The organism is Enterobacter cloacae complex sp. 370H10, from assembly GCF_050031535.1.
Taxonomy (GTDB): Bacteria; Pseudomonadota; Gammaproteobacteria; order Enterobacterales; family Enterobacteriaceae; genus Enterobacter; species Enterobacter intestinihominis.
The window spans coordinates 898,642-925,058 of sequence record NZ_JBLGWG010000001.1 but is presented as its reverse complement, the minus strand read 5'-3'; the positions used below and the strand labels follow the sequence as shown (position 1 = coordinate 925,058).

The window sequence follows — 26,417 nt, the reverse complement described above, 5'->3', positions numbered from 1 at the left end:
CCTGGTAACTACCCGCCAGTACGTTGTACAATACTTGAGCCGATACAACGCAAAGGCGTTTACCAGTGCTAACAGACGTTAGAACAGAAGTTACAAACCGTTAGATAAACATGCTAAAGAATGCTGTTTTTACGGGATTTTCTGTTGATGGTGCCGATAATAGGAGTCGAACCTACGACCTTCGCATTACGAATGCGCTGCTCTACCAACTGAGCTATATCGGCCCTGAGAGGCCGGTTACGAGCGTAACCACGGGGCAAAAGAGTAGATCTAACCGGGTGATGCGTCAATGCCCTTTTGAATCAAACGGCTATTTTTGCATCACCCGAGATTATTTACGCACGAATGGTATCATCACCGAAGCCGATCCACTTGTAGGTGGTCAGCGCTTCCAGCCCCATCGGACCGCGGGCATGCAGCTTCTGAGTGCTCACAGCCACCTCCGCGCCCAGACCAAACTGGCCGCCATCGGTGAAGCGCGTCGAGGCATTCACGTAAACCGCAGACGAATCCACTTCATTCACAAAACGATCGGCATTGCGCAGGGTGCGCGTCAGGATCGCGTCAGAATGCTGGGTTCCGTGTTCACGAATGTGCGCAATAGCATCATCGAGATCCGCAACTACCTTCACGTTCAGATCCAGCGACAAATACTCATCGTCGTACTGCTCCGCGTTAACCGGAACGACCTTCGCCGGACCGTCTTTCAGCAGGGCGAGAGCCTTCTCGTCCGCATGCAGCGTAACGCCACTTTCCGCCATCTGCTTGCTCAGCGCTGGCAGGAAGGTACTGGCGATGCCCTGATGCACCAGCAGCGTTTCCACCGTATTACAGGTGCTTGGACGCTGAGTTTTAGCGTTGACGATAATCTTCAGTGCAGGTTCGATCTCCGCGGTGTCATCCACCACGATATGGCATACGCCGATACCGCCGGTAATGACCGGAATGGTGGAATGCTCACGGCACAGCTTGTGCAGGCCCGCGCCGCCTCGTGGGATGAGCATGTCGATATGTTTGTCCATGCGCAGCATCTCGTTGACCAGCGCGCGGTCGGGGCTTTCAATCGCCTGCACGGCAGCCGCCGGTAAGCCGCACTCTTCCAGCGCCTGCTGAATGACGTTTACCGTCGCGGCGTTGGTGCGCCAGGTCTCTTTCCCGCCACGCAGGATAGCGGCGTTACCGGTTTTCAGGCACAGGGAGGCAACATCCACCGTCACGTTTGGACGCGCTTCGTAAATCACACCGATGACGCCGAGTGGCACACGACGACGCTCAAGGCGTAACCCGCTGTCGAGCACCCCACCGTCAATCACCTGCCCTACCGGGTCGGCGAGGTTGCACACCTGACGGACGTCATCGGCGATACCTTTCAGACGCGCCGGGGTCAATGCCAGACGGTCGAGCATCGCTTCGCTCAAGCCGTTGCGACGCGCTTCCAGCAGATCCTGCTCGTTGGCGAGCAAAATTTCCTGCGACTGGGATTCCAGATAATCAGCGATTTTTTCCAGCACGCGGTTTTTCTCGCGGCTGGAAAGGAGCGCCAGTTTATACGAGGCGGCTTTCGCGGCTGCGCCCATTTGTTCCAGCATGTTCTGGCTCCTTAACGAATAATCATGTCGTCGCGATGCACGGCAACCGGGCCATATTCATAGCCCAGGATGGCGTCGATCTGCTGGGAATGGTGGCCAGCAATCCGACGCAGCGCGTCGCTGTTATAACGGCTTACGCCATGAGCGATGTCGCGACCTTCAAGGTTACGGATTCGGATCACTTCACCACGCGAGAAGTTGCCTGTCACGCTTTTAATTCCTTTTGGAAGCAACGAGCTTCCTCTTTCCAGAATAGCGGCGGTCGCGCCTTCATCCACGGTCAATTCACCAGCCGGGGGCGCGCCAAAGATCCAGCGTTTGCGGTTTTCCAGCGGGGAGGCCTGGGCGTGGAAGCGTGTGCCCACAGAGATGCCTTCCATCACATCACCTATCACGCCCGGACGGCTGCCCGCGGCAATGATGGTATCGATACCGGCCCGGCACGCCACGTCCGCAGCCTGGAGCTTGGTGCCCATACCGCCTGTCCCAAGACCAGAAACGCTGTCTCCCGCAATGGCACGCAGCGCATCGTCAATGCCGTGAACGTCTTTGATCAGTTCTGCCTGTGGATTGGAACGCGGGTCAGCGGTAAACAGCCCCTGCTGATCGGTCAGAAGCAGCAGCTTATCGGCCCCTGCCAGGATCGCCGCCAGCGCAGAGAGGTTATCGTTGTCGCCTACTTTGATTTCAGCGGTGGCAACAGCGTCGTTTTCGTTGATGACCGGAACGATATGGTTATCCAGCAGCGCGCGCAGCGTATCGCGGGCGTTCAGGAAACGTTCCCTGTCTTCCATATCCGCACGCGTCAGCAGCATCTGCCCGACGTGAATGCCATAAATGGAGAACAGTTGTTCCCAGAGCTGTATGAGTCGGCTTTGTCCTACGGCGGCCAGCAGCTGTTTGGAGGCGATCGTCGCGGGGAGTTCGGGGTAGCCCAGGTGTTCACGCCCGGCGGCAATCGCCCCGGAGGTCACAATCACAATACGATGCCCTGCGGCATGCAACTGAGCGCACTGACGTACAAGCTCAACGATATGGGCACGATTAAGGCGGCGCGATCCGCCTGTTAACACACTGGTACCGAGTTTTACCACCAGCGTCTGGCTGTCACTCATGATTCTCTGCCGTTCAACAATAAGGGAAAATGATGTCAGTCAAACGTTTTAACAGGTGTCAGCCCCGTTGCCAACTGCCTTAGCACATCACCCGTCACTTTGTTGCGCGGGATCAGGAAGCGTAGCGGCAGATTTTGACAATTTTATTACCGAAAAATTAAAACATACTTTTTTAGACATATTCTTACTTTGTCATAAAACGTTCACCCACTAACGATAAAACCCTTCCTGTTTTTCACGGGGTAATAAGTTGAATCTTATTGCTCAGCGAATATTAGCGCGTTTTTATAAAATCAGGATTGAAAATGAAAAAGAGCACTCTGGCATTAGTGGTAATGGGCGTAGTTGCATCCACATCTGTTCACGCAGCAGAAGTTTATAATAAAAACGGTAATAAACTGGACGTGTACGGCAAAGTAAAAGCAATGCACTACCTCAGTGATGATGACGCGAAGGATGGTGACCAGACTTACGTTCGTTTTGGCTTTAAGGGTGAAACGCAGATTAACGATCAGCTGACGGGCTACGGACGTTGGGAAGCAGAGTTCGCGGGTAACAAAGCAGAAAGCGACTCTTCTCAAAAAACGCGCCTGGCATTTGCGGGTATTAAACTGAAAGATTTTGGTTCTTTTGATTACGGTCGTAATCTGGGTGCGCTGTATGACGTCGCCGCATACACCGATATGTTCCCGGAGTTCGGCGGTGACGGCCTGGCGCAGACCGATAATTTCATGACGAAACGCGCTTCCGGTCTGGCTACATACCGTAATACCGATTTCTTTGGCATGGTTGACGGTCTTAATATGACCCTGCAATACCAGGGTAAAAATGAAAACCGCGACGTGAAGAAGCAAAACGGCGACGGCTTCGGTACCTCCCTGAGCTATGACTTCGGCGGCAGCGATTTCTCTGTGATTGGTGCGTATGCCAGCTCCGATCGCACCAATGAGCAAAACCTTCAGGCACGCGGCGAAGGTAAAAAAGCAGAAGGCTGGGCGACCGGTCTGAAATATGATGCCAACGATATATATCTGGCCACTCTCTATTCTGAAACCCGTAATATGGCCCCTATTTCCGGTGGCTTTGCAAATAAAGCGCAAAACTTCGAAGTGGTTGCGCAATATCAGTTTGACTTTGGTCTGCGCCCATCTCTGGGTTACGTCCAGTCTAAAGGCAAAGATATCGAAGGCATTGGCGATGAAGATATCGTGAAATACATCGATGTAGGTGCAACCTATTATTTCAACAAAAACATGTCTGCGTTTGTTGATTATAAAATCAACCAGATCGATGACGATAATAAACTGGGCGTAAGCAGCGATGATATCGTTGCGCTGGGCATGACCTACCAGTTCTGATGTTGTGGTAATAAAAAAACCGGCGCTGAGCCGGTTTTTTTGTGCCCGGTGACGCTGTGCTTACCGGACCTGGGGAGTAATACGTTTTTAGGCCGGGTAAGGCGTAGCAGCCACCCGGCGCTGTGACATCATCAGGCTCTCAGTTTCACCGCTTCGCTGGAAAAATCGTCCGCAGGCTCCAGCTTCAGATCCAGCGTTGCCAGCAGGTCGCGAGCTCTGCCGTGAAATTCTTTTAGCGTATGCTCCAGGCGATCGATCACTTCCTGATCTTTGATGCTCGTCGCCTGCCAGTGCCCGTCTTTATTAAACAGGCCAAACTGATAGCTATAGGTAAAACGGTTTTCCTGTGCTTCCATTTCCATCCACCAGCCCCAGAACTCACGTTTTTCGGGTGCAGGCTTCACGTTGACGCAAACAGCCAGGCAGTCGAAAAAAAAGCGATTCTCTTCACACTGCTCTTCTCGAATATACGGGCCAAGAGCCATGAACTTCTTAATCAGTCTACTTTTCGGGTGTCCACTCGGTAACGTCATTGCGATCTCCTTTTGTGAAGCACTGTTTTACCAAACCAACGAAATTTAGCAAACTATTAACACAATCTCTGCGTGATCCAGCGTGTGATCTCTTTAAGCGCTTTGTCAAAATTTTGGTACACCGGGCTGAAGGGTACCTCCAGCAATTTGCCATCCGAAGATGACGAGGTGATTAAGCGTGACTCCTCTTCCGGGCTAAATGGATCGTTCTTCCAGAAACCGGACATCATCGGGGTTGGGCAACGGCGGCCCAGCAAGCCCTGCGTTTTTAATGAATACCGATTAAGTTCAATGCGTAACGCTTCATCTGAAGCATCATGCATGCCAAGTCGGCTCGCCAGCACGTCCAGATACATTTCAGGAACGCTACCCTGACGCGCAGGATCGCTTAACAGTGCATGCACTACCGGGCCAAGACAGGCGACGGCCTTCAGGCGGGAAGATTCAAGGTAGGCCAGCCGTACCGCGACGTTAGCGCCAAAGCGGAAGCCAAACGCACCTACCCGGGTATGGTCAACCCAGGGGATATTCTCCAGCGCTTTTAATGCATGCTGGTGCAGCAGGCTGGAGTCTTGCGTAAGTTTCCATTTGGATGAAAAACCAATTGATGGCATATCGAGCGTCAGCATGGCGATCCCGTTTGGGGCAAAGTAGCGCTCATACAGGCTGTAATAATCAATTTGTAACGAATCCAGGCCGCCGCACATCAGAACCGTCGGGAACGGGCCTTCCCCCTCCGGCATATGCAGGAATCCAGTCACCGGGCTACCGCCGGGAATGGCGAACTCAATTTCACGCATCCGGCCAGGCAGCCGCTGGGCGGCCTCTTCATAAGCCCGGTTTGCCAGCGCCTGGGCCTGCTCCGCCAGTTCGTCTCCTTTCAGATGCGGGTATGCAGCGATGCTGTAAAGGTTTGCCGCATGCAGCCAGTGTTTGCCGCTGAGAGTGGCATCTTCTTCCTGGCTCGCTTTTTGCTGCCAGAGCATGGCCTGCTTTGACCATTCGTAGATCCAGTTCCCGCCACGGTAGCCCACCACCGTGTCGTAGAGATCGCTGTCGGTGCGCTCAGACTCGCTCATCACGATACGCGCCTGCACGTCGAGGATTTCGCGCGGGTCGATACCGCGCCAGATCCACATCAGGCGATTAATCATGCGGTACCAGTGGGGCACGTTTTTACCATCTAACGCTGACTGTACAGCAGGCATGGTCCCCGGATTAAACCGACGCACCAGCGTCGAGGTTTCAGGGTGCTTGAAACGGGGTTTGAAAAGAGTTTCGGTGAGATTCGCCTGCGCCATTGCGTTGCCTCCATGGATACATCACTTGGAGACCATTGTAACGCGTGGCAGGGTAAAAAGAACAACGCCCGGCATAACCGGGCGTGTAAAGTTACGTACTGAAATTAACGGCCAGAGATAGGCGGTACGAAGACCACGCCCATATCCCATGGCTGTTCAATCCAGGTATCCTGTGGGATATCAATGACGTAATCATCAACCAGGGGACGACCCGCTGGTTTCGCGAAGATAGTGACGAAGTGCGCTTTTGGATACATTTCGCGGATAGCCACAGCGGTACCGCCGGTGTCCACCAGATCGTCGATAACGATAAAGCCTTCACCGTCGCCTTCCGCGCGCTTCAGCACTTTCAGCTCACGCTGGTTATCGTGGTCATAGCTGGAGATACATACGGTATCGACATGACGAATACCCAGCTCACGTGCCAGCAGCGCCCCCGGTACCAAACCGCCACGGCTGACGGCAATAATGCCTTTCCACTGTTCGGAAGGCATCAGACGCGCAGCCAGTTTGCGTGCGTGAATCTGCAACATGTCCCAGGTGACGACGTATTTTTCGCTCATGTGAAGTGTCCCAGCCTGTTTATATACGGCTTAAAAAAATGAGGGTGAACCAGGTTGCGCGAGATTATAGAGATCTGACGCACTAAAAACCAGTGTTACGCGCCATGAGCCTGAGTTTTTACATGCTTAATGCTACCAGCCACGGGAGAAAGTGGTATTCTCAGATGCATCTCGCAAGCCCGTCTTGTGGTAACGATTAACCTGCTAACCCAGTGACCTGCAACATTGTTTTGCAGCGCAACGACAAGGAGACCTATCGTGTCTGAACTGTCTCAATTATCTCCACAGCCGCTGTGGGATATTTTTGCCAAAATCTGCTCCATTCCGCACCCTTCCTATCACGAAGAACAGCTTGCCGAACATATTATGGGCTGGGCAAAGGAAAAAGGTCTGCACGCTGAGCGCGACCAGGTTGGCAATATTCTCATCCGCAAACCTGCCACCGCAGGTATGGAAAACCGTAAGCCAGTGGTATTGCAGGCGCACCTGGACATGGTTCCGCAGAAAAACAACGACACCGTTCACGACTTCACAAAAGACCCGATTCAGCCGTACATCGACGGTGAGTGGGTGAAGGCGCGCGGCACGACCCTGGGCGCAGATAACGGTATTGGTATGGCTTCCGCGCTGGCCGTGCTGGCTGACGACAGCGTTGAACACGGTCCGCTGGAAGTGCTGCTGACCATGACTGAAGAAGCGGGCATGGATGGCGCGTTCGGTCTCCAGGCAAACTGGCTGCAAGCGGACATTCTGATCAACACCGATTCCGAAGAAGAAGGTGAGATCTACATGGGCTGCGCGGGCGGGATCGATTTCATCTCTACCCTGCCGCTGTCCCGCGAAGCGATTCCTGCCGGATTCGAAACCTTTAAGCTGACGCTGAAAGGGCTGAAAGGCGGTCACTCCGGCGGTGATATTCACCTGGGCCTGGGCAACGCCAACAAACTGCTGGCGCGTTTCCTGGCGGGCCATGCCGCTGAACTGGATCTGCGTCTGGTGGACTTCAACGGCGGCACTCTGCGTAACGCGATCCCTCGCGAAGCCTTCGCGACCGTGGCGGTGCCTGCGGCGAAAGCGGAAGAGCTGAAAAAACTCTCCAGCCTGTATCTGGATATCCTGAAAAACGAGCTGTCTGAGAAAGAGAAAAACCTGACGGTGGTACTGGAGTCCGTTACAACGGATAAAGCCGCGCTGACCACTCAGTCTCGTGACACGTTCGTCCAGTTGCTGAACGCAACGCCAAACGGCGTGATCCGCAATTCTGACGTCGCAAAAGGCGTGGTTGAAACCTCCCTGAACGTGGGCGTAGTGACCATGGGCGACGACAGCGCAGAGATCATTTGCCTGATCCGTTCCCTGATCGACAGCGGTAAAGATTACGTTGTGAGCATGCTGGAATCTCTGGGTACCCTGGCGGGCGCGAAAACGTCTGCAAAAGGCAGCTACCCTGGCTGGCAGCCGGATGCAAGTTCTCCGGTCATGGCACTGGTGCGTGAAACTTATCAGAGACTGTTCAACAGCACCCCGAACATTCAGGTTATTCACGCGGGTCTGGAATGTGGTCTGTTCAAGAAACCGTATCCGGATATGGACATGGTCTCCATCGGGCCGACCATTACGGGGCCGCACTCCCCGGATGAGCAGGTTCACATTGAAAGCGTCGGTCACTACTGGACGCTGCTGACTGAGCTGCTGAAAGCAATCCCTGTTAAGTAATAAGCCGTTTGATGCCCGGTGGCGCTTCGCTTACCGGGCCTACGATTAGCCTAATCTACAGTCCCAGCACCAGCTGACGCTCCAGCTGCGGATCCAGCAATGTGACGTGCAGCCCCACCAGCCTTACCCCTCGTCCGCCCCGCCGCTCTTCCCATGCCTTTTTTGCCGTCGCGATAAGATCCTCTTTGTTGAGGCGTGGCCAGACATGCTCCTGCGTCGTCTGCTGAAAATCGTTAAATTTCAGTTTGATGCCCTGCCGGGCAATAAGCAGATCTGGTTTGACCTTCAGTAAGCGTCGTTCAAGCTCAGGATAGAGTTGTTCCGTAATAATGGTTTCACACTCTGCCCAGTCATGGATATCTTCGCTCAGCGTGCGTTCAACGCCGACCGATTTACGCAGCCGTTCGTTGTTCACATCCCGGTCATCAATGCCCTGACTGCGTTCCCACAGTACGCGGCCAAACTTACCAAAACGCTTAAGCAGCAGCGCCAGATCGCTGCGCTGAACGTCTTCACAGGTGCGTAGCCCCATATTTTCCAGCTTTGCGGCGGAGACTTTACCCACACCGGGGATTTTGCTGAGCGGCAGCGTCTTTAAAAACGCCGGAACCTCTTCCGGGGTGATGACGTACTGGCCGTTGGGCTTATTTAAATCGGAGGCGATTTTGGCGAGAAATTTTATCGGCGCGACGCCTGCCGATGCCGTCAGGTTCAGCTCGTTAAAAATAGTCTGGCGGATCTCCTGCGCCATCAGGGTGGCGGATCCGTGGCAGTGCACGCTGTGGGTGACATCCAGATAGGCTTCATCCAGCGATAACGGTTCAATCAGAGAGGTGTAGCGGGAGAAGATCTCCCGAATGTGGCTCGATGCTTCTTTATAGGCATCAAAACGTCCGGGCAAAAGAGTGAGATGCGGGCACAGTTTTAGCGCCATCGCTGTCGGCATGGCGCTGCGCACACCGTATTTGCGAGCAGGATAGTTGGCGGTGCTGATGACACCGCGCTGAACCCGGCTGCCGCCAATGGCGATGGGAATATCCCGCAGCGCCGGGTTGTCACGCATCTCCACTGCGGCAAAAAAGCAGTCCATATCGACATGGATTATTTTGCGCATAGTAAGCCCTCACTCATTACTGGATAAGTATACAGTAAACAAATGAGGGTTGAGAAGTGTGCGTGGGAATTGTCGGGTGGCGGCGTTGCCTTACCCGACATACAAGACTAAATAATGCGTTGCTGCTCGCGAGCCATCCGTTTTTTTCGCGCATCGCACGGTTCCGGACAATCGCACACTTTTTCCATTCCGATGGAAGATATACCTCCACAGCTGCCCTGAATGCTTTTACGCTTGATGATCCAGCCTAAGGACATCCCGAATATCACCAGTACAAACACCGTAAAGGTCGCCAGAAAGGTCAGCATAATCAGCCTCCGAAATCATCGAGCATGATGTTCTCATCTTCCACGCCAAGATCTTTTAGCATCTTAATCACGGCGGCGTTCATCATTGGCGGACCACACATATAAAACTCGCAATCTTCCGGTGCCGGGTGCTGTTTGAGGTAATTTTCATACAGCACGTTGTGGATGAAGCCCGTATAACCTGTCCAGTTATCTTCCGGCTGCGGATCGGATAACGCCACATGGAAGGTAAAGTTAGGGTTATCACGTGCCAGTTGTTCAAACTCATCGTCATAGAACATTTCGCGCAGTGAACGCGCCCCGTACCAGAAGCTGATCTTGCGCTTGCTGCCAAGTCGTTTGAGCTGGTCAAAGATATGCGAACGCATCGGCGCCATACCCGCACCGCCGCCGATAAAGACCATTTCCGCGTCGGTGTCTTTGGCAAAGAATTCGCCGAACGGGCCGGAAATCGTCACTTTGTCGCCAGGCTTGAGGGACCAGATATAGGACGACATGACGCCAGGGGGTGCATCAGGCACATTCGGCGGCGGCGTGGCGATACGCACGTTGAGCATAATAATGCCCTTCTCTTCCGGGTAGTTAGCCATGGAATAAGCGCGAAGCGCGGGCTCTTTTACTTCGGAAACAAAGCGGAAGAGGTTAAATTTATCCCAGTCGGCCCGGTACTCCTCGGGCACGTCGAAGTCAGCATACGCCACGGTATGTGCCGGACAATCAATCTGGATATACCCACCCGCACGGAACGGGACGCTCTCCCCTTCAGGAACGCGCAGCTTGAGCTCTTTAATGAACGTGGCTTTGTTATCGTTAGAGATAACTTCGCACTCCCATTTTTTCACGCCGAAGATCTCCTCCGGCAGCTCAATCTTCATGTTCTGGCGCACAGCGACCTGACACGCCAGACGGCAGCCCTCTTTCGCTTCACGCTTCGTGATATGCGACAGTTCTGTTGGCAGAATATCACCGCCTCCCTCTTTCACCGTCACACGGCACTGTCCACAGGAGCCACCGCCGCCACAGGCAGACGAGACAAAAATCCCGTTGCCGGAGAGCGTATTAAGCAGCTTATCCCCTGCCGGGGTACGGATCTGATTCTGCGGATCGTCATTGATATCAATGATCACATCCCCGGAATTCACCAGCTTCGCACGCGCTGCCAGGATCAGCCCTGACAGCACCAGTACTATCAGCGTGAACATCACCACGCCAAGAATAATTTCCATCTTTTAGCCCTTATAGCTGCACACCGGAGAAGGACATAAAGCCCAACGCCATCAGGCCGGTGGTGATAAAGGTGATCCCTAAGCCACGAAGCCCCGCAGGTACGTTGGCATATTTCATTTTTTCACGGATCCCCGCCATGGTGACAATCGCCAGCATCCAGCCGATACCGGAACCGAAACCATACACAACCGATTCACTGAAGTTGTAATCGCGCTGAACCATAAATGAGACGCCACCGAAAATGGCGCAGTTCACCGCGATTAGCGGCAGGAAGATCCCCAGTGCGTTGTACAGCGACGGGAAGTATTTATCGAGGATCATCTCCAGGATCTGAACAAGCGCCGCAATCACCCCGATAAAGGTGATGAAGTTCAGGAAGCTAAGATCAACTCCCTCCACCAGCGCGCCATCGCGAAGCACGAAGTTGAACACCAGGTTGTTAATCGGAACGGAAAGCCCCAGCACAACAGTGACCGCCACACCCAGACCGAATGCCGTCGATACCTTCTTAGAAACAGCAAGGAACGTACACATGCCCAGGAAGAAAGCGAGCGCCATGTTTTCAACAAACACCGCGCGCACAAATAAACTCAGGTAATGAGCCATCGTCGGTTACTCCTTTTCCTGCTGTTCAGGCTTCAGCGTACGAATCAGCCAGATCAGCAAACCGATAATGAAAAATGCGCTTGGTGCCAGCAGGAACAAACCGTTCGGCAGATACCAGCCGCCGTTCTGTACCGTATCCAGCACCGGAATGCCAAACAGTTTGCCGCTGCCAATAAGTTCGCGCAGGAAACCAACCGTCAACAGGATCACACCGTAACCCAGCCCGTTGCCGATACCGTCCATAAAGCTCGCCAGTGGCGGCATTTTCATCGCATAGGCTTCAGCGCGCCCCATCACGATACAGTTGGTGATAATCAGGCCGACAAACACCGAAAGCTGCTTCGAGGTTTCATAAGCGAAGGCGCGCAGAAGCTGATCAACCACGATCACCAGCGAGGCGATGATCGCCATCTGGACAATGATCCTCACGCTGTTGGGTATGTGGTGGCGGATCATTGAGATAAACATGCTGGAAAACGCTGTCACCAGCGTTACCGCCAGCGTCATGACCACCGCCGTTTCCAGCTTGGTGGTTACCGCCAGAGCCGAGCATACACCCAGCACCTGAAGCGTTATCGGGTTATTGGCTAAAAGTGGGCCAATCAGCACCTTTTTAACTTCTTTCAGTTCACCCGTATCAGCCATTGTTCAGCGCTCCTTCACGTACATTCTTCAGGAAGGGACCAAAGCCCAGTTCACCCATCCAGAAATCAAAGCTGTGCTGCACCCCATTAGAAGTGAGCGTGGCGCCGGAAAGGCCATCAACGGCAAATTCATCACCGGGACGCGCTCCTCCTTTCACCACCTTCAGCGCAGGCTGGCCGTTGTCATCGAGCACTTTTTTACCGACAAACTGTGCCCGCCAGTTAGGGTTCTCAACTTCGCCCCCCAGCCCTGGTGTTTCGCCCTGATCGTAATATGTAATGCCTTTGACCGTACGGCCATCGGTATCCAGCGCCACAAAGGCGTACATCATTGACCATAAACCGTTGCCATAGATGGGCAACACGATTTCCTGGATGCGCTTTTGCTCGTCGCGGACGAGGTAAATCTCCGCGACATTGCTGCGGCGCTTAATGCCTGCCGGATCCTGCGAGGCGTCAAGCATGGTGCTCATCTGCGGATCTTTTAGCGCCAGCGCCTGGTTATATTTCGCCGGGTCTTTATCCATTAACTCCCCGGTTTTTAAATCCACCAGCCGTGCGGTAATGCGTTCGGCAAACACCGCTGCGACGTCATCCTTCGTCATGCCTTCCTGCATCAGCCCGGCAACGGCAAGGATGTTACGCTGTTTATCCAGCGCACGTTGCTCCTGCTGTAGCGGTTTCAACCCAACGGCAGAACCGGCCACGACAATGGAACAGACCAGACACAGTACCAGCACCACCAGCAGCGTTTTGCTGATACTGTCGTTATTTTTGATCTCAGCCACGCGCCTTCCTCCGCTTAATGTTGGCGCGCACGACCAGATAGTCGAACAGCGGCGCAAACAGATTGGCAAACAGAATGGCCAACATCATCCCTTCCGGATAGGCCGGGTTGACCACGCGAATCAGTACACACATCACCCCAATGAGCGCGCCGTAGCACCATTTTCCTCTGTCGGTAAACGAAGCCGAGACCGGATCGGTGGCCATGAACATCATGCCAAACGCAAAGCCTCCCAGCACGAGGTGCCAGTACCACGGCATGGAGAACATCGGGTTAGTGTCTGAACCAATGAAATTGAAAAGCGTGGCGGTGAGGACCATCCCAAGCATGACGCCAGCGACAATGCGCCAGGACGCCACGCGGCCAAAGAGGATGATGGCTCCGCCGATCAAAATCATCAGGGTAGACACTTCACCGATGGAGCCTGGAATATTGCCAATAAACGCATCAAACCAGGTGACAGGCTGTCCGGTTGCATTGTTAACCAGCGTTTCGCCGCCGCCAGCCGCCCACTGTGAAAGTGGCGTCGCGCCGGAGAATCCGTCTGCTGCCGTCCACACCAGGTCGCCCGAGATTTGCGCCGGATAAGCAAAGAACAGGAACGCGCGCCCTGCCAGTGCCGGGTTGAGGAAGTTGCGTCCGGTCCCGCCGAAGATCTCCTTGGCAATCACTACGCCAAAGCTGATCCCCATCGCCGCCTGCCAGAGCGGCAGCGTTGGCGGAACAATCAGCGCAAACAGAATAGAGGTAACAAAGAAGCCTTCGTTTATCTCATGTTTGCGAATAATAGCGAACAGAACCTCCCAGAAACCGCCCACAATAAAGACAGTCATATAGATGGGGAGGAAGAAGACAGCGCCCAGCGTCATCATGCTGATCCAGCCTGCATCTGCCGCAAAGCTCACCCCCAGCGACTGCGCCAGACGATAGTGCCAGTCAGACTGAATCACCTGCGCCAGCTGCTCTGCATCGTACATATGGTGCAGCGCCGGAATAGTCTGCAACCCAACGTTATACATCCCCCAGAACATGGCCGGGAAGACCGCAAACCAGACCAGAATCATCATTCGCTTGAGGTCGATGGCGTCGCGAACGTGCGCCGCGCCTTTCGTCACCAGACCCGGCGTGTAGAAAATGGTCGTTGTCGCTTCATACAGCGGGTAGTACTTTTTGAGCTTCCCTTCGGTAAAGTGCGGCTCAATTTTTTCAAAGAGGTGTTTTAAGCCCATGGTTATCCTTCCTGCTCAATGCGGGTTAACACCTCGCGCAATACGGGTCCATATTCGTATTTACCTGGACACACATAGGTACACAGCGCCAGATCTTCCTCGTCCAGCTCCAGACAGCCCAGCGCCTGGGCACCGTCGGTATCGCCGGCCAGCAGATCGCGCAGCAGCACAGTGGGCAGAATATCCAGCGGCATCACGCGTTCGTAGTTGCCAATCGGGACCATGGCGCGCTCACCGCCGTTGGTGCTGGTGGAGAAGTTAAACAGCTTACGACGCAAAAAGTGGCCGAGCGTGGTACGGGTTACCGAGTATTTTTCCGCGCCAGGCACCACCCAGCCGAACAGCTCTTTCTCGCGCCCTTCAAGCACCACGCTCACCTGAAGATGGAAACGACCCAGCCAGGCCATCGGGCCTGTCGCGTGTCTGCCGCTCAGCACCGAACCGGAAATAATGCGGTTCTCACCTTCTTTCGTTTCGCCAGCCAACAGCGCCGTCAGGTCTGCACCAAGCAGCGTGCGAACCAGACGCGGTTGGGTTGCCTGAGGGCCGCCGATGGCAATAATGCGTTCTGCGCACAGCTCACCCGTGGTGAAGAGCTTACCGATAGCGATCACGTCCTGATAATTAAGATGCCAGACCTGTTTCGTCAGGCTTACCGGCTCCAGGAAATGAATATGCGTTCCCACCAGTCCGGCCGGATGCGGGCCGGCAAATTCATTAAAGGCGACCTGCCCTTGAGGATGCCCGCCCAGCTTACCGCCGCTGGCCTGGCAGACATGCACTTTGCCCGGCGTCAGGCGCGTTAACACGGTGAGGCCGGCATCGAAAGCTTTGCGTTCCGCCAGGATAAGAGGCTGCGGATCCGCGCTGAGCGGGTTGGTGTCGATGGCCGTAACGAAGATAGCGGCTGGCACAGTGCCAGGTACGGGCGTTTTGCTATAGGGACGCGTGCGAAGCGCCGTCCACAGTCCTGACTCCAGCAGTTGCGTCTGCACCGCGTCGTGGCTGAGGGTAGCGAGATCGGCGGCGTCAAAACGCGCAAACTCGCGTTTTTCGTCACCTTCAATTTGAATGACAACCGACTGCAGGACGCGACGCTCACCACGATGGATGGCGACGACGGTACCGCTGGCAGGGGCTGTAAACATAACGCCAGGATTTTTTTTATCCTCGAAGAGTGCCTGGCCTTTTATTACACGATCGCCTTCCTGTACAAGCATCGCGGGGCGCATGCCCACGTAATCATCACCCACAATAGCGACATGATGAATACTGGCGCCGGTCGTTACGTGCTGTTCAGGCACGCCAGAGATTGGCAGATCGAGTCCTTTTCTGATTCTAAACATGTGGTTAGCAGGTATCCATGAACAACAATCCAGAGAGGCCGGAGTGTACCATTTTCGGCCCTGCCAAGGGCAGTAAATCCGCCGTCTGGCGCGCCGAAATGCGAGCTATTGCGCAAAGTTCCTGGAGTCAGGACGATATGAATGGGTTATAAAGTAAAACTAATTTGTAAACGCAAAGGTTGGCTCTTGCGAAAATCTCCATCGGTGCTAATGTGAGCGCTCCTGTCCAGATTAGTCTGATTTCGGGTGTCTTTTGCCGTTCTGGCAAGTTGGTCATTGTTTTATCAAGGAACCAGTAGTATGCGTAAAATCGCATTGTTCATTGCGATGCTTCTGATACCGTGCATGTCGTTTGCCGGGCTGCTTGGCAGTAATAGTTCAACGACGCCGGTCAGCAAAGAGTATAAACAGCAGTTGATGGGATCCCCGGTTTATATTCAAATCTTCAAGGAAGAGCGCACACTCGATCTGTTTGTCAAAATGGGCGAGACGTATCAACTGCTCGATAGCTACAAAATCTGTAACTATTCTGGCGGACTGGGGCCGAAACAGCGCCAGGGTGACTTCAAAAGTCCGGAAGGGTTTTACAACGTTCAGCGTAACCAGCTAAAACCGGACAGCCGCTTCTATAAAGCGATTAACATCGGTTTCCCCAATGCCTTCGACCGTGCGCACGGTTACGAAGGGAAATACCTGATGATCCACGGCGCCTGCGTGTCTGTCGGCTGTTATGCGATGACGGATTCCGGCATTGATGAAATCTTCCAGTTTGTCACGGGCGCACTGGTCTTCGGCCAGCCGAATGTTCAGGTCAGCATCTATCCGTTCCGTATGACGGATGCCAACATGGCGCGCCATAAGTACTCTGTTTACACAGATTTCTGGAAACAGCTAAAACCGGGTTATGACTACTTCGAGCAGACCCATAAGCCGCCGGTGGTGTCCATCGTCAATGGCCGTTACGTGGTGAGTAAACCGCTCAGCCATGAAGTGGTTCAGCCTCAGCTGGCGTCAAATTACGCGGTCCCCGAGACAAAATAGCGCCCACTCGCCTGGCATGATCTTTTGCCAGGTTTCGTTGCCCGTCAGCGGCTGCGTTGCAATGACAGTGACCACATCGTTCGGTGTGGTCTCCTTCTGAAAATCAATTTCCACATCCTGATCGAGCAGCGTGGCGACGCCAAACGGCGCACGTCGGGTGATCCAGAACAGATTCGTCGAGCAGAATGCCATCACGTAGCGTCCGTCAGACAGCAGCATATTAAACACGCCCTTCTCGCGTAACTCAGACGCCAGTGACGCTATGTACTTAAATACTGCGGTCATGTTGCCGGGCGTACGGGGGTAGCGCTCGGTCAGCTTGTGCAGCAGCCAGCAAAATGCTTTTTCGCTGTCCGTTTCACCGACAGGACGAAAATTGCCGGTTTCCAGTGATTTATAGCCCGAGAGCTGCCCGTTGTGCGCATAGGTCCAGTTACGTCCCCACAGTTCACGGGTAAACGGATGGGTATTTTCCAGCGCCACTTCGCCACGATTGGCCTGGCGGATATGGGCGATCACCGAACAGGATTTAATAGGATAGTCCTGCACCAGTCTGGCAATGGGTGAGTTAAAGCTGGGCTGTGGATCTTTAAACGTGCGACATCCTTTGCCTTCGTAGAAGGTAATGCCCCAGCCGTCTTTATGCGGCCCGGTTCCTCCACCGCGCTGAACCAGCCCGGTGAAACTAAAGCAGATATCGGTTGGCACATTGGCGCTCATCCCGAGCAGTTCGCACATAGAACACCTCCACAACAGCGGGGGGCACCGGCGCCCCCCAGCGAAGTCTTACTTAACCATCTCTTTTTCGATCAGTTGGATCAGGATGTGGATCACTTTGATGTGAATTTCCTGAACGCGATCCGCATAACCGAAGTGTGGTACACGGATTTCAATGTCCGCTGTACCGTCCATCTTACCGCCATCTTTCCCGGTCAGGGTGATCACTTTCATGCCCTTCTCACGCGCGGCGGCGATCGCTTTGATCACGTTAGCGGAGTTACCGGACGTGGAGATCCCCAGCAGCACGTCGCCTTCACGGCCTACGGCTTCAACGTAGCGGGAAAAGATATGGTCGTAACCGAAGTCGTTGCCTACACAGGAGATGTGGCTCACGTCGGAAATCGCAATCGCCGGGTAGCCCGGACGGTTTTCGCGATAGCGTCCGGTCAGCTCTTCGGCGAAGTGCATGGCGTCACAGTGGGAACCGCCGTTACCGCAGGAAAGCACTTTACCGCCGGCTTTGAAACTGTCGGCAAGCAGGACCGCCGCGCGCTGAATAGCGTGAATATTGGCATCATCTTTCAGAAAATTCGCCAGCGTTTCCGCCGCTTCGTTCAGTTCGTTACGAATAAGATCCTGGTACATGAGGATAATCCTTCAGTATTGATGAAATAACACAGTGGAGTGTACCGGATAGCAGTAAAAGCGAGAAGCTAAAGCCATGCGAATCGTCCGGCGTTTTGATTTTTTGTGCCGGCTAAAACGCGAACAATGTGAACCAGGTTGTAATTATTTTGTAAACACATTGCTAAAAGAAATGACATCAACTACAACCATATCATCACAAGTGGTCAGACCTCCTACAAGCAAGGGAGCTTTTCTTTATGATGATTTTGAGCATTTTCGCAACCGTTGTGCTGCTCGGGGTGTTGTTCTATCACCGTGTCAGTTTATTCCTGAGTAGCCTGATTCTTCTGGCCTGGACGGCTGCACTTGGCGTCGCTGGCCTGTGGAATATCTGGGTACTTGTTCCCCTGGCAATCATTTTGCTGCCGTTTAACCTGACGCCGATGCGTAAGTCGATGATCTCCGCGCCGGTGTTCAAGGGATTCCGTAAAGTGATGCCGCCGATGTCGCGCACGGAGAAAGAGGCGATTGATGCGGGCACGACCTGGTGGGAAGGCGATCTGTTCCAGGGCAACCCGGACTGGAAAAAGCTGCACAACTACCCGCAGCCGCGTCTGACCGCCGAAGAACAAGCCTTTATTGACGGCCCGGTGGAAGAAGCCTGCCGCATGGCGAACGATTTTGCCATCACTCACGAAATGGCCGACCTGCCGCCTGAGCTGTGGGCATATCTGAAAGAGCATCGCTTCTTCGCGATGATCATTAAGAAAGAGTACGGCGGTCTGGAATTCTCCGCTTACGCTCAGGCTCGCGTCCTGCAAAAACTGGCGGGTGTTTCCGGGATCCTGGCGATCACCGTTGGCGTGCCAAACTCCTTAGGCCCGGGCGAGCTGTTACAGCATTACGGTACGGAAGAGCAGAAAGATCACTATCTGCCGCGTCTGGCGCGTGGTCAGGAAATTCCGTGCTTCGCGCTGACCAGCCCGGAAGCCGGTTCTGATGCCGGTGCGATCCCGGATACTGGCGTGGTCTGCATGGGCGAATGGCAGGGCGAACAGGTGCTGGGCATGCGCCTGACCTGGAACAAACGTTATATCACCCTGGCGCCTATCGCCACCGTACTCGGTCTGGCGTTCAAACTTTCTGACCCGGAAAAACTGCTGGGCGGTGAAGAAGATTTGGGCATTACCTGTGCGCTGATCCCAACCTCGACCCCGGGGGTTGAAATTGGTCGTCGTCATTTCCCGCTGAACGTACCATTCCAGAACGGCCCGACTCGCGGTCAGGATATCTTTGTGCCGATTGACTACATCATCGGTGGACCGAAAATGGCCGGTCAGGGCTGGCGTATGCTGGTGGAATGTCTGTCGGTGGGCCGCGGCATTACCCTGCCGTCGAACTCTACCGGCGGTCTGAAATCGGTGGCGATGGGGATTGGGGCTTACGCGCATATCCGCCGTCAGTTCAAAATCTCCATCGGCAAGATGGAAGGTATCGAAGAGCCGCTGGCGCGTATTGCGGGCAATGCCTACGTGATGGACGCCGCAGCCTCGCTGATTACCTACGGTATTATGCTGGGCGAGAAACCCGCCGTGCTGTCGGCAATTGTGAAGTACCACTGTACCCACCGTGCACAGCAGTCAATTATTGATGCAATGGATATCGCAGGCGGTAAAGGCATTATGCTTGGCGAAGGCAACTTCCTGGCACGCGGCTATCAGGGCGCACCGATTGCCATCACCGTGGAAGGGGCAAACATCCTGACCCGCAGCATGATGATCTTCGGCCAGGGGGCGATTCGCTGCCATCCGTACGTGCTGGAAGAGATGGCCGCCGCGCAGAATAACGACGTGGATGCCTTCGACAAGCTGCTGTTCAAACATATCGGTCACGTTGGCAGCAATGAAGTTCGCAGCTTCTGGCTCGGCCTGACGCGGGGGCTGACCAGCGCGACGCCGACCCGCGATGCAACCAAACGTTACTACCAACACCTGAACCGTCTGAGCGCTAACCTGGCGCTGCTGTCTGACGTCTCCATGGCCGTTCTAGGCGGAAGCCTGAAGCGTCGCGAACGCATCTCCGCCCGTCTGGGTGATGTGCTGAGCCAGATCTTCCTGGCCTCTGCGGTGCTGAAACGCTACGACGATGAAGGCCGTCAGGAAGCGGATCTGCCGCTGGTGCACTGGGGCGTGCAGGATGCGATGTATCAGGCGGAACAGGCGATTGACGACCTGCTGGCAAACTTCCCGAACCGCTTCGTGGCGGGCGCCCTGCGCGCGGTGATCTTCCCGACCGGTCGTCACCATCTGGCACCGTCTGACAAGCTGGATCATAAAGTGGCGAAGATCCTCCAGGTACCAAGCGCAACCCGTTCCCGTATTGGCCGTGGTCAATACCTGGAACCTACCCCGCATAACCCGGTAGGTTTGCTGGAAGAAGCGCTGCTTGACGTGATGGCCGCCGACCCGATTCACCAGAAGATCTGCAAACAGCTGGGCAAAAACCTGCCGTTTACACGACTGGATGAGCTGGCAAAACAGGCGCTGGCGGGTGGCATCATCGACAACAGCGAAGCTGCGATTCTGGTGAAAGCCGAAGAGAGCCGTCTGCGCAGTATTAACGTGGATGATTTCGAACCAGAAGAGCTGGCGACTCAGCCGGTAAAGCTGCCAGAGAAGCACCGCAAACCTGAAGCGGCATAAGGTATTTTGCTCTCACAAACCCCGCCCCGCGCGGGGTTTTTTATTGCCACATATTCTGGTAATGACGTGCTACAGTGTCAAAAAGTGTTTATTAAGGAGCCTGTATCGTGCCTGGTTTAAAGATTTCTGTTTTGCAGCAACCTTTAGTGTGGATGGACGGTCCCGCCAACCTTCGCCATTTTGATCGCCAGCTGGAAGAGATTACCGGACGCGATGTGATTGTCCTGCCGGAGATGTTCACCACAGGTTTCGCGATGGAGGCAGCAAAACAGTCCATGCCGCAGGACGAGGTGGTGGCCTGGATGCACGCCAGGGCGCAGGAAACAAACGCGCTGATTGCCGGCAGCGTCGCGCTCCAGACCGGGCGCGGACCGGTCAATCGCTTCCTGCTGGTCGAGCCGGAAGGAAACGTCCATTTCTACGATAAGCGCCATCTGTTCCGCATGGCGGATGAACATCAACATTATGAAGCCGGAAACGAACGCGTGGTATTTGAATGGCGCGGCTGGCGTATTCTGCCGCTGGTCTGCTATGACCTGCGCTTCCCGGTGTGGTCGCGCAACCGCAACGATTATGACCTGGCGTTGTACGTCGCCAACTGGCCCGCCCCACGCTCCCTGCACTGGCAGGCTTTACTGACCGCGCGCGCGATTGAAAATCAGGCTTATGTCGTTGGCTGTAACCGTGTAGGAACGGACGGTAACGGGCATCACTATCGCGGTGACAGCCGGGTGATCAGTCCGCAGGGTGAGATTATTGCCACCGCCGAGCCGCATCAGGCGACACGAATTGACGCTGAGATCTCGTTAACGGCGTTAAAGGAGTATCGGGAGAAGTTTCCGGCCTGGCAGGATGCAGATCCATTTAGCATTGGATAAGAAAAAGCCGGGTGGCGGCTGCGCCTTACCCGGCCTACAAATCAGCTCACCAACGCCTGCCCGTCTTTGCGGCTCTCCGTCGCAGCCACGTAGTGCCCTTCCGGCATACGGTAAATCACCTGCGCGCCGCCAAAATTGTAATCCTGAAGCGGATCTTCCACCACGATCTGGTGTCCGCGCTCGCGCAGCGCCGCGATGGTATTGCGATCGAAGGTCGATTCAACAACCACTTCCCTGCCCTGCACCACGCGCCAGCGCGGGGCGTCAATCGCCGCTTGCGGGTTTTGCCCGTGCAGCATAATGCGCAGCGCCATCTGCATGTGCCCCTGCGCCTGCATCGGGCCGCCCATCACGCCGAAGGACATCAGCGGTTTGCCGTTACCGTCCATCGCAAAGCCCGGAATGATGGTGTGGAAAGGACGCTTGCTGCCTGCCAGCGCGTTCGGGTGTTTGGGATCGAGCACAAAGCCGCAGCCGCGGTTTTGCAGGCTGATCCCCGTATCCGGCACCACGATCCCTGAACCGAAGCCCATAAAATTGGACTGAATAAAGGAGATCATCATCCCGCTGGAATCCGCTGCGCTGAGGTAAACCGTCCCACTCTGCGTCGGCGATCCGTACACAAAATCAGAGGCTTTATCGTGATTGATAAGCGCGGCGCGCGACTTCAGATAATGGTCGCTCAGCAGCGCTTTGGCGGCAAACTCCATATGCTCTTCATCCGCAACGTAGCGATCGAGATCCGCCAGCGCCAGCTTCATTGCCTCTATAGAGAGGTGCAGCCCCTGCACGGAATCCGGGTGATGTTTCTCGATGCCGCACTGCTCCAGAATGCCGAGCGCAATCAGGGTGGCGATCCCCTGACCGTTTGGTGGCAATTCCTGCACCGAACCGCCCGCGAAGTCGCGCGATAGCAGTTCCACCCAGTCCACACGGTGATTCGCCAGGTCTGCTTCGGTCAGGTGTGCACCATGTGCTTTGGCGAAGGCGGCAATTTTCTGCGCCAGTTCGCCACGGTAAAACGCGTCGCCGTTGGTTTTGGCGATCAGCTCCAGTGAGTTCGCCTGCGCCGGGTTACGGAAGATCTCCCCCACGCGCGGCGCGCGGCCTTCCGGCGCAAAGCAGGCACTAAACCCGGGCTGATCTTTCAGCTTGTTGTAGCCGCGCTGCCAGAGATGGCCGATCAGCGGCGAGACCGGGAAACCGTTACGCGCGTAATCAATGGCTGGCTGCGCGAGCGTGGTCAGCGGCAGCGTGCCAAAACGTTCAGCCAGCGCCACCCAGCCCGACACCGCACCCGGCACGGTCACCGCGTCCCAGCCGATTTCAGGTACGGCGGTTTTTCCGGCAAACAGATCCGCATGCCAGCTGGCTGGCGAACGACCGGACGCATTCAGACCGTGAAGTTTTTCACCGTCCCAGACAATGGCAAAAGCATCGCTGCCGATGCCGTTGCCGGTCGGCTCGACAACGGTCAGCGCCATGGCGGTCGCAATCGCCGCATCAACGGCATTTCCGCCCAGCTGTAGCATCTTCATTCCCGCCTGTGCCGCCAGCGGCTGCGAGGTGGCAACGGCGTTATGGCCCATCATCGGCGGGCGTCGTGAATCGTAACCGGTTGTAAAATCGAGCGCTTTGGTCATCATGACTCCTTAGTCGTGGCGCGGATCGAGCGCATCGCGCAGCCCGTCGCCGAGTAAATTAAAGCCCTGAACGGCAAGGAAAATCGCCACGCCGGGGAAAACCGACATCCACGGCGCCTGTTCGAGAAACCCTTTTGCGGTGTTGAGCATGGAGCCCCAGGATGGGTTCGGCGGCTGTTGGCCTAACCCTAAAAACGAAAGGCTGGCTTCGGCGATAATCGCCGAGGCAATGGCCAGCGTGGCCTGCACCAGGATAGGTGACATCGCGTTGGGCAGAACGTATTTAATGATGATCCAGCGGTCCGGCAGGCCAATCGCCCGCGCGCCGTCGATGTACTCTTCGTTGCGAATGGCGATCACCTGGCCGCGCGTCAGGCGGGCGAAGATCGGCATTGCCGAGAGTCCAATAGCGATCATGGCATTCGTCAGGCTTGGGCCTAAGAATGCCCCCAGCGCGATCGCCATGATCAGGAATGGACAGGCCAGCAGTGCCTCAATAAAGCGGGAGATCACCCCGTCCCACATCTTCTGGAAATAACCCGCCACCAGCCCCAGCGGCACGCCGATGACAACCGCGATCGCCACCGACATACAGCCCGCCATCAGCGAGGTTCTCGCCCCCCAGATAATGCGGGACAAGATATCGCGCCCCAGCTCGTCGGTGCCGAACCAGTACATCGCCGATGGCGCTTTGCGCACCGCGAGGAAGTTAGCTTTGACCGGGTCAAATGGCGCGATCCACGGCGCCAGCAGCGCCACCAGCACAAAAAAGCCCACCACAAGCGCGCCAATCACCGCACTTTTATTGGCGAGGAATTTTTTCAGCACCCGGTTTTGCGCGCGCGGCAGCGCGGGCGCCACGGTTTGCGTCGTCAGTTCCGCCATGATTAACCTCGCATTTTCGGGTTGATAAGGACGTAGAGCACGTCAGCCAGCAGGTTGAGCATCAGGAAACCGATCGCCACGATCAGCACTACGCCCTGCACCACCGCGTAGTCGCGGTTGAACACCGAGTCGACGATCATTTTGCCGAAGCCCGGAATGGTGAACACCTGCTCGGTCAGCACCGCCCCGCCCAGCAGCTCGCCGAACAGCAACGTGGTGAGGGTGATCACCGGCACCAGCGCATTGCGAAAGGCGTGCTTCAGGATCACCGCTTTCGGCAGCAGCCCCTTAGCGCGCGCGGTGCGGATGTAATCCGCTTTCAGCACCGCAATCATCGACGCGCGGGTATGGCGCATCAGCGTCGCCGCCAGGCCGGTTCCGAGCACGGACGCGGGCAGCAGCAATGTCCGCAGGTTCTGGATCGGATCTTCACTGAACGGCACATAACCGGACGCAGGCAACCATTGCAGGTTTACTGAAAAGACCAGAATCAGCAGGATCCCCAGCCAGAAGTGCGGTATTGAGATCCCCGAGATCGCCACAAAATTCGCCCCGTGATCGATCCAGCTGTTTTTGTTCACCGCCGCGAGGATCCCCATGCTGATACCAAACACCAGCGCGATAATCATCGCCAGCAGCGACAGTTCCAGCGTGACCGGCAGCTTGCTGGCAATGAGTTGCGTGACCGGCTCATGAGTGCGTAAGGAGACACCCAGATCGCCTTGCAGCGCCCGCGTCAGCCAGTTGAAATACTGCACGGGGATCGGCGCGTCCAGATTCAGCTCAGCACGCAGCTGGGCGATCACCGCCGGATCGCGCTCCTCCCCGGCCATGGCAATCAGCGGATCGCCAGGCAGCAGCTTTTGCAGGCCGAACACCATCATGCTCACCAGCAGCAGAGTGGGTATAGCCAGCAGCAGACGTTTGCAAATCAGTTCCAGCATGGGTTCTCCTCAGGAGGTTTATTTCGCCAGCGTTAAGCCAGCCAGACGCACAATGCCGTCCGGGTACGCTTTAAAGCCCTGCACGCGCTTGTTCAGGCCAAAAATGCGCGGTTCGAAGTAAAGGTATGCAATCGGCATATCGGTCTGAAGCTGCTTCACAACCTTGTCATACAGCGGCTGGCGAGCGACCTGATCGGTGCTCTGGCGCGCCTGCGTTAGCCATTCATCCACCTGAGCATTGCTGTAGCGGCCGTCGTTGAGGGTGCCTTTGCTGTTGATAAAGCCGTAGATGCTGCCATCTGGATCCGGGCGACCCGACCAGCCGGAGAAGCTCAACTGGTAGTCACCGCTCTGCTGGCGATCCAGCAGCGTGGCGAACTCGGTCATTTGCAGGTTCAGGTTAAAGCCCGCCTCTGCCACCATCGCCTGCAATACCTGGCCCACCTGCTGCGAGGTTGGGTTGTTCGGCACCAGTAGATTGACGGTCAGCGGTGCGGTGACGCCTGCGGCTTTCAGCAGCGCTTTGGCTTTGTCGACGTCACGCGGGGGAACCGGGAAATTGACGTGATACGGGCTTACCGGCGAAAACGCCTGGTTTGCCGGAGTGTAAAGCCCTTCGAACACTACCTGGTTTAAAGCATCGCGATCGATGGCCTGGGAAAATGCTTCACGCACGCGGGCATCTTTGAAGGGATCGTTTGCCGGGACTTTGCCATTGTTAATATTGAAGGTGATGCCCTGGTATCCGAGGCCCGTCACCTTCGCCAGCGCCAGCTTGCTGTCGGCTTCGACGGTTTTGACGTCGCTGGCGGCAATGCCTTCGGTCAGGTCGAGATCGCCCGCGCGCAGGTTCGCCAGGCGCACGGAGGCATCCGGGATCGGCAGATAGATAATTTTATCGAAGTGGTAGGCGTCTTTGTTCCAGTAGTTGTCGAAGCGGGTCAGCACAATGCGGTCCTGCGACACGCGGCTGTCGAATTTATACGGGCCGGAACAGACCGGATGGGCGGCAAAATCGGCTTTTTTCGCGGCTTCCGGCGCCATCATTGCGCCTGCGCGATCGGTGAGCTGCATCAGAAGTGCGGCATCCGGCGTTTTCAGGTGCAGGGCTATCTGCATCGGGCCGGTGACCTCCACCGACTCAACGGAAGAGAGTTCACTTTTACACAGAGAGCCTTTTAGCGTCAGGGCCCGGTCGAGGTTGTATTTCGCGGCGGCGGCATCGAATTTTTCACCGTCGTGGAAGGCCACGCCTTCACGGAGATCCAGGGTCAGCGTTTTGCCGTCATCGCTCCACGCCCAGGATTTCGCCAGTCCCGGCACCACCTTGAGGTGCTCGTGCTCGTCCACGTCCACCAGCCGGTCACACAGGGAAGCAAAGACGAAGCGGCCATAATAGGTACGCGCCAGATGCGGGTCCAGCATGTCCGGATCTGCACCCAGGCCGATTCGCAGCACGCTTTCAGAATGGGCGGGCAGCGCCGCACCAAGCAACATAACACTTCCCAGTACGGTCAAAAGAGAATTACGCATTGTCATTA

General features: G+C 55.6%; 24 protein-coding genes and 1 tRNA gene. 5 read left to right on the top strand and 20 right to left on the bottom strand.

Annotation, left to right across the window (positions count from 1 at the left end):
• Positions 1-148: 148 nt before the first annotated feature.
• The 3 genes from ACQG2Q_RS04345 to proB all read right to left on the bottom strand — a co-directional run bounded on the left by ACQG2Q_RS04345 (position 149) and on the right by proB (position 2,704).
• Positions 149-224, bottom strand: a tRNA-Thr gene (locus tag ACQG2Q_RS04345).
• 111 nt (positions 225-335) lie between these two features.
• Entirely contained in the window at positions 336-1,589 is a 1,254-nt protein-coding gene (gene proA, locus ACQG2Q_RS04340) for a glutamate-5-semialdehyde dehydrogenase (RefSeq protein WP_022647151.1), read from the bottom strand.
• An 11-nt stretch (positions 1,590-1,600) separates the two neighbouring features.
• Positions 1,601-2,704, bottom strand: a complete 1,104-nt coding sequence (proB, locus tag ACQG2Q_RS04335) for a glutamate 5-kinase (RefSeq protein ID WP_015571369.1) — start codon at positions 2,702-2,704, stop codon at positions 1,601-1,603.
• Between the two features lie 305 nt (positions 2,705-3,009).
• Here proB and phoE point away from each other — a divergent pair, with 305 nt between their 5' ends.
• On the top strand, positions 3,010-4,062 hold the full coding sequence (phoE, locus tag ACQG2Q_RS04330; protein WP_022647150.1) for a phosphoporin PhoE: 1,053 nt from the start codon (positions 3,010-3,012) through the stop codon (positions 4,060-4,062).
• Positions 4,063-4,193: 131 nt separating this feature from the next.
• Here phoE and crl read toward each other — a convergent pair whose 3' ends face one another.
• The 3 genes from crl to gpt all read right to left on the bottom strand — a co-directional run bounded on the left by crl (position 4,194) and on the right by gpt (position 6,459).
• Entirely contained in the window at positions 4,194-4,595 is a 402-nt protein-coding gene (gene crl / locus ACQG2Q_RS04325; protein ID WP_022647149.1) for a sigma factor-binding protein Crl, read from the bottom strand.
• 56 nt (positions 4,596-4,651) lie between these two features.
• Complete coding sequence (gene frsA / locus ACQG2Q_RS04320) at positions 4,652-5,896, bottom strand: esterase FrsA (RefSeq protein WP_038415404.1); 1,245 nt, start codon at positions 5,894-5,896, stop codon at positions 4,652-4,654.
• A gap of 104 nt (positions 5,897-6,000) precedes the next feature.
• The gene (gene gpt / locus ACQG2Q_RS04315; protein ID WP_003863205.1) at positions 6,001-6,459 is read right to left on the bottom strand and encodes a xanthine phosphoribosyltransferase; all 459 of its coding nucleotides are present in this window, start codon (positions 6,457-6,459) and stop codon (positions 6,001-6,003) included.
• Between the two features lie 258 nt (positions 6,460-6,717).
• On the opposite strand from gpt, the gene pepD reads away from it, so the two are divergent.
• Positions 6,718-8,175, top strand: a complete 1,458-nt coding sequence (gene pepD / locus ACQG2Q_RS04310; RefSeq protein WP_046620606.1) for a cytosol nonspecific dipeptidase — start codon at positions 6,718-6,720, stop codon at positions 8,173-8,175.
• Between the two features lie 55 nt (positions 8,176-8,230).
• Here pepD and dinB read toward each other — a convergent pair whose 3' ends face one another.
• The 8 genes from dinB to ACQG2Q_RS04270 form a co-directional block, all read right to left on the bottom strand.
• Entirely contained in the window at positions 8,231-9,289 is a 1,059-nt protein-coding gene (dinB, locus tag ACQG2Q_RS04305) for a DNA polymerase IV (protein WP_046620608.1), read from the bottom strand.
• Between the two features lie 107 nt (positions 9,290-9,396).
• On the bottom strand, positions 9,397-9,597 hold the full coding sequence (gene nqrM, locus ACQG2Q_RS04300; protein ID WP_063850122.1) for a (Na+)-NQR maturation NqrM: 201 nt from the start codon (positions 9,595-9,597) through the stop codon (positions 9,397-9,399).
• A gap of 2 nt (positions 9,598-9,599) precedes the next feature.
• A complete protein-coding gene (gene nqrF, locus ACQG2Q_RS04295) occupies positions 9,600-10,823 on the bottom strand; it encodes an NADH:ubiquinone reductase (Na(+)-transporting) subunit F (RefSeq protein ID WP_015571374.1) in 1,224 nt (407 codons plus the stop codon).
• A gap of 10 nt (positions 10,824-10,833) precedes the next feature.
• Complete coding sequence (gene nqrE / locus ACQG2Q_RS04290) at positions 10,834-11,430, bottom strand: NADH:ubiquinone reductase (Na(+)-transporting) subunit E (RefSeq protein ID WP_003863217.1); 597 nt, start codon at positions 11,428-11,430, stop codon at positions 10,834-10,836.
• Positions 11,431-11,436: 6 nt separating this feature from the next.
• Positions 11,437-12,075, bottom strand: a complete 639-nt coding sequence (locus ACQG2Q_RS04285; protein ID WP_003863219.1) for an NADH:ubiquinone reductase (Na(+)-transporting) subunit D — start codon at positions 12,073-12,075, stop codon at positions 11,437-11,439.
• Positions 12,068-12,862: a Na(+)-translocating NADH-quinone reductase subunit C gene (locus tag ACQG2Q_RS04280; protein WP_022647144.1), complete on the bottom strand. Its 795-nt coding sequence runs from the start codon at positions 12,860-12,862 to the stop codon at positions 12,068-12,070. Before ACQG2Q_RS04280 ends, ACQG2Q_RS04285 begins: the two co-directional genes overlap by 8 nt.
• Positions 12,855-14,090, bottom strand: a complete 1,236-nt coding sequence (locus ACQG2Q_RS04275; RefSeq protein ID WP_022647143.1) for an NADH:ubiquinone reductase (Na(+)-transporting) subunit B — start codon at positions 14,088-14,090, stop codon at positions 12,855-12,857. Before ACQG2Q_RS04275 ends, ACQG2Q_RS04280 begins: the two co-directional genes overlap by 8 nt.
• A gap of 2 nt (positions 14,091-14,092) precedes the next feature.
• A complete protein-coding gene (locus tag ACQG2Q_RS04270) occupies positions 14,093-15,436 on the bottom strand; it encodes a Na(+)-translocating NADH-quinone reductase subunit A (protein ID WP_063850120.1) in 1,344 nt (447 codons plus the stop codon).
• A 300-nt stretch (positions 15,437-15,736) separates the two neighbouring features.
• Here ACQG2Q_RS04270 and dpaA point away from each other — a divergent pair, with 300 nt between their 5' ends.
• Positions 15,737-16,477: a peptidoglycan meso-diaminopimelic acid protein amidase gene (gene dpaA / locus ACQG2Q_RS04265; RefSeq protein WP_006810008.1), complete on the top strand. Its 741-nt coding sequence runs from the start codon at positions 15,737-15,739 to the stop codon at positions 16,475-16,477.
• On the opposite strand, the gene ACQG2Q_RS04260 is transcribed toward dpaA, so the two are convergent.
• Both ACQG2Q_RS04260 and lpcA read right to left on the bottom strand, forming a co-directional pair.
• Positions 16,448-17,215 carry a class II glutamine amidotransferase gene (locus tag ACQG2Q_RS04260; RefSeq protein ID WP_017383120.1) on the bottom strand — a complete coding sequence of 256 codons (768 nt, stop codon included), beginning with the start codon at positions 17,213-17,215 and terminating at the stop codon, positions 16,448-16,450. The two genes, dpaA and ACQG2Q_RS04260, sit on opposite strands and share 30 nt — an antisense overlap.
• Positions 17,216-17,263: 48 nt before the next feature.
• The gene (gene lpcA / locus ACQG2Q_RS04255) at positions 17,264-17,842 is read right to left on the bottom strand and encodes a D-sedoheptulose 7-phosphate isomerase (protein ID WP_003863232.1); all 579 of its coding nucleotides are present in this window, start codon (positions 17,840-17,842) and stop codon (positions 17,264-17,266) included.
• A 239-nt stretch (positions 17,843-18,081) separates the two neighbouring features.
• On the opposite strand from lpcA, the gene fadE reads away from it, so the two are divergent.
• Positions 18,082-20,526, top strand: a complete 2,445-nt coding sequence (fadE, locus tag ACQG2Q_RS04250; protein ID WP_023299388.1) for an acyl-CoA dehydrogenase FadE — start codon at positions 18,082-18,084, stop codon at positions 20,524-20,526.
• 107 nt (positions 20,527-20,633) lie between these two features.
• Positions 20,634-21,404, top strand: a complete 771-nt coding sequence (locus ACQG2Q_RS04245) for an amidohydrolase (protein WP_023305484.1) — start codon at positions 20,634-20,636, stop codon at positions 21,402-21,404.
• A gap of 41 nt (positions 21,405-21,445) precedes the next feature.
• Here the strand turns inward: ACQG2Q_RS04245 and ACQG2Q_RS04240 are convergent, their stop codons facing one another.
• Genes ACQG2Q_RS04240 through ACQG2Q_RS04225 form a run of 4 tightly spaced genes read right to left on the bottom strand, consistent with a single transcriptional unit; the run spans position 21,446 to position 26,415 of the window.
• Positions 21,446-23,047 (bottom strand): gamma-glutamyltransferase family protein, encoded by a 1,602-nt coding sequence (locus tag ACQG2Q_RS04240; RefSeq protein WP_032624798.1) that lies wholly within the window; start codon positions 23,045-23,047, stop codon positions 21,446-21,448.
• 9 nt (positions 23,048-23,056) lie between these two features.
• Complete coding sequence (locus ACQG2Q_RS04235) at positions 23,057-23,932, bottom strand: ABC transporter permease (protein WP_063850118.1); 876 nt, start codon at positions 23,930-23,932, stop codon at positions 23,057-23,059.
• Positions 23,933-23,934: 2 nt separating this feature from the next.
• On the bottom strand, positions 23,935-24,876 hold the full coding sequence (locus ACQG2Q_RS04230; protein ID WP_038415390.1) for an ABC transporter permease: 942 nt from the start codon (positions 24,874-24,876) through the stop codon (positions 23,935-23,937).
• An 18-nt stretch (positions 24,877-24,894) separates the two neighbouring features.
• Entirely contained in the window at positions 24,895-26,415 is a 1,521-nt protein-coding gene (locus ACQG2Q_RS04225; RefSeq protein ID WP_176486861.1) for an ABC transporter substrate-binding protein, read from the bottom strand.
• Between the last annotated feature and the right edge of the window lie 2 nt (positions 26,416-26,417).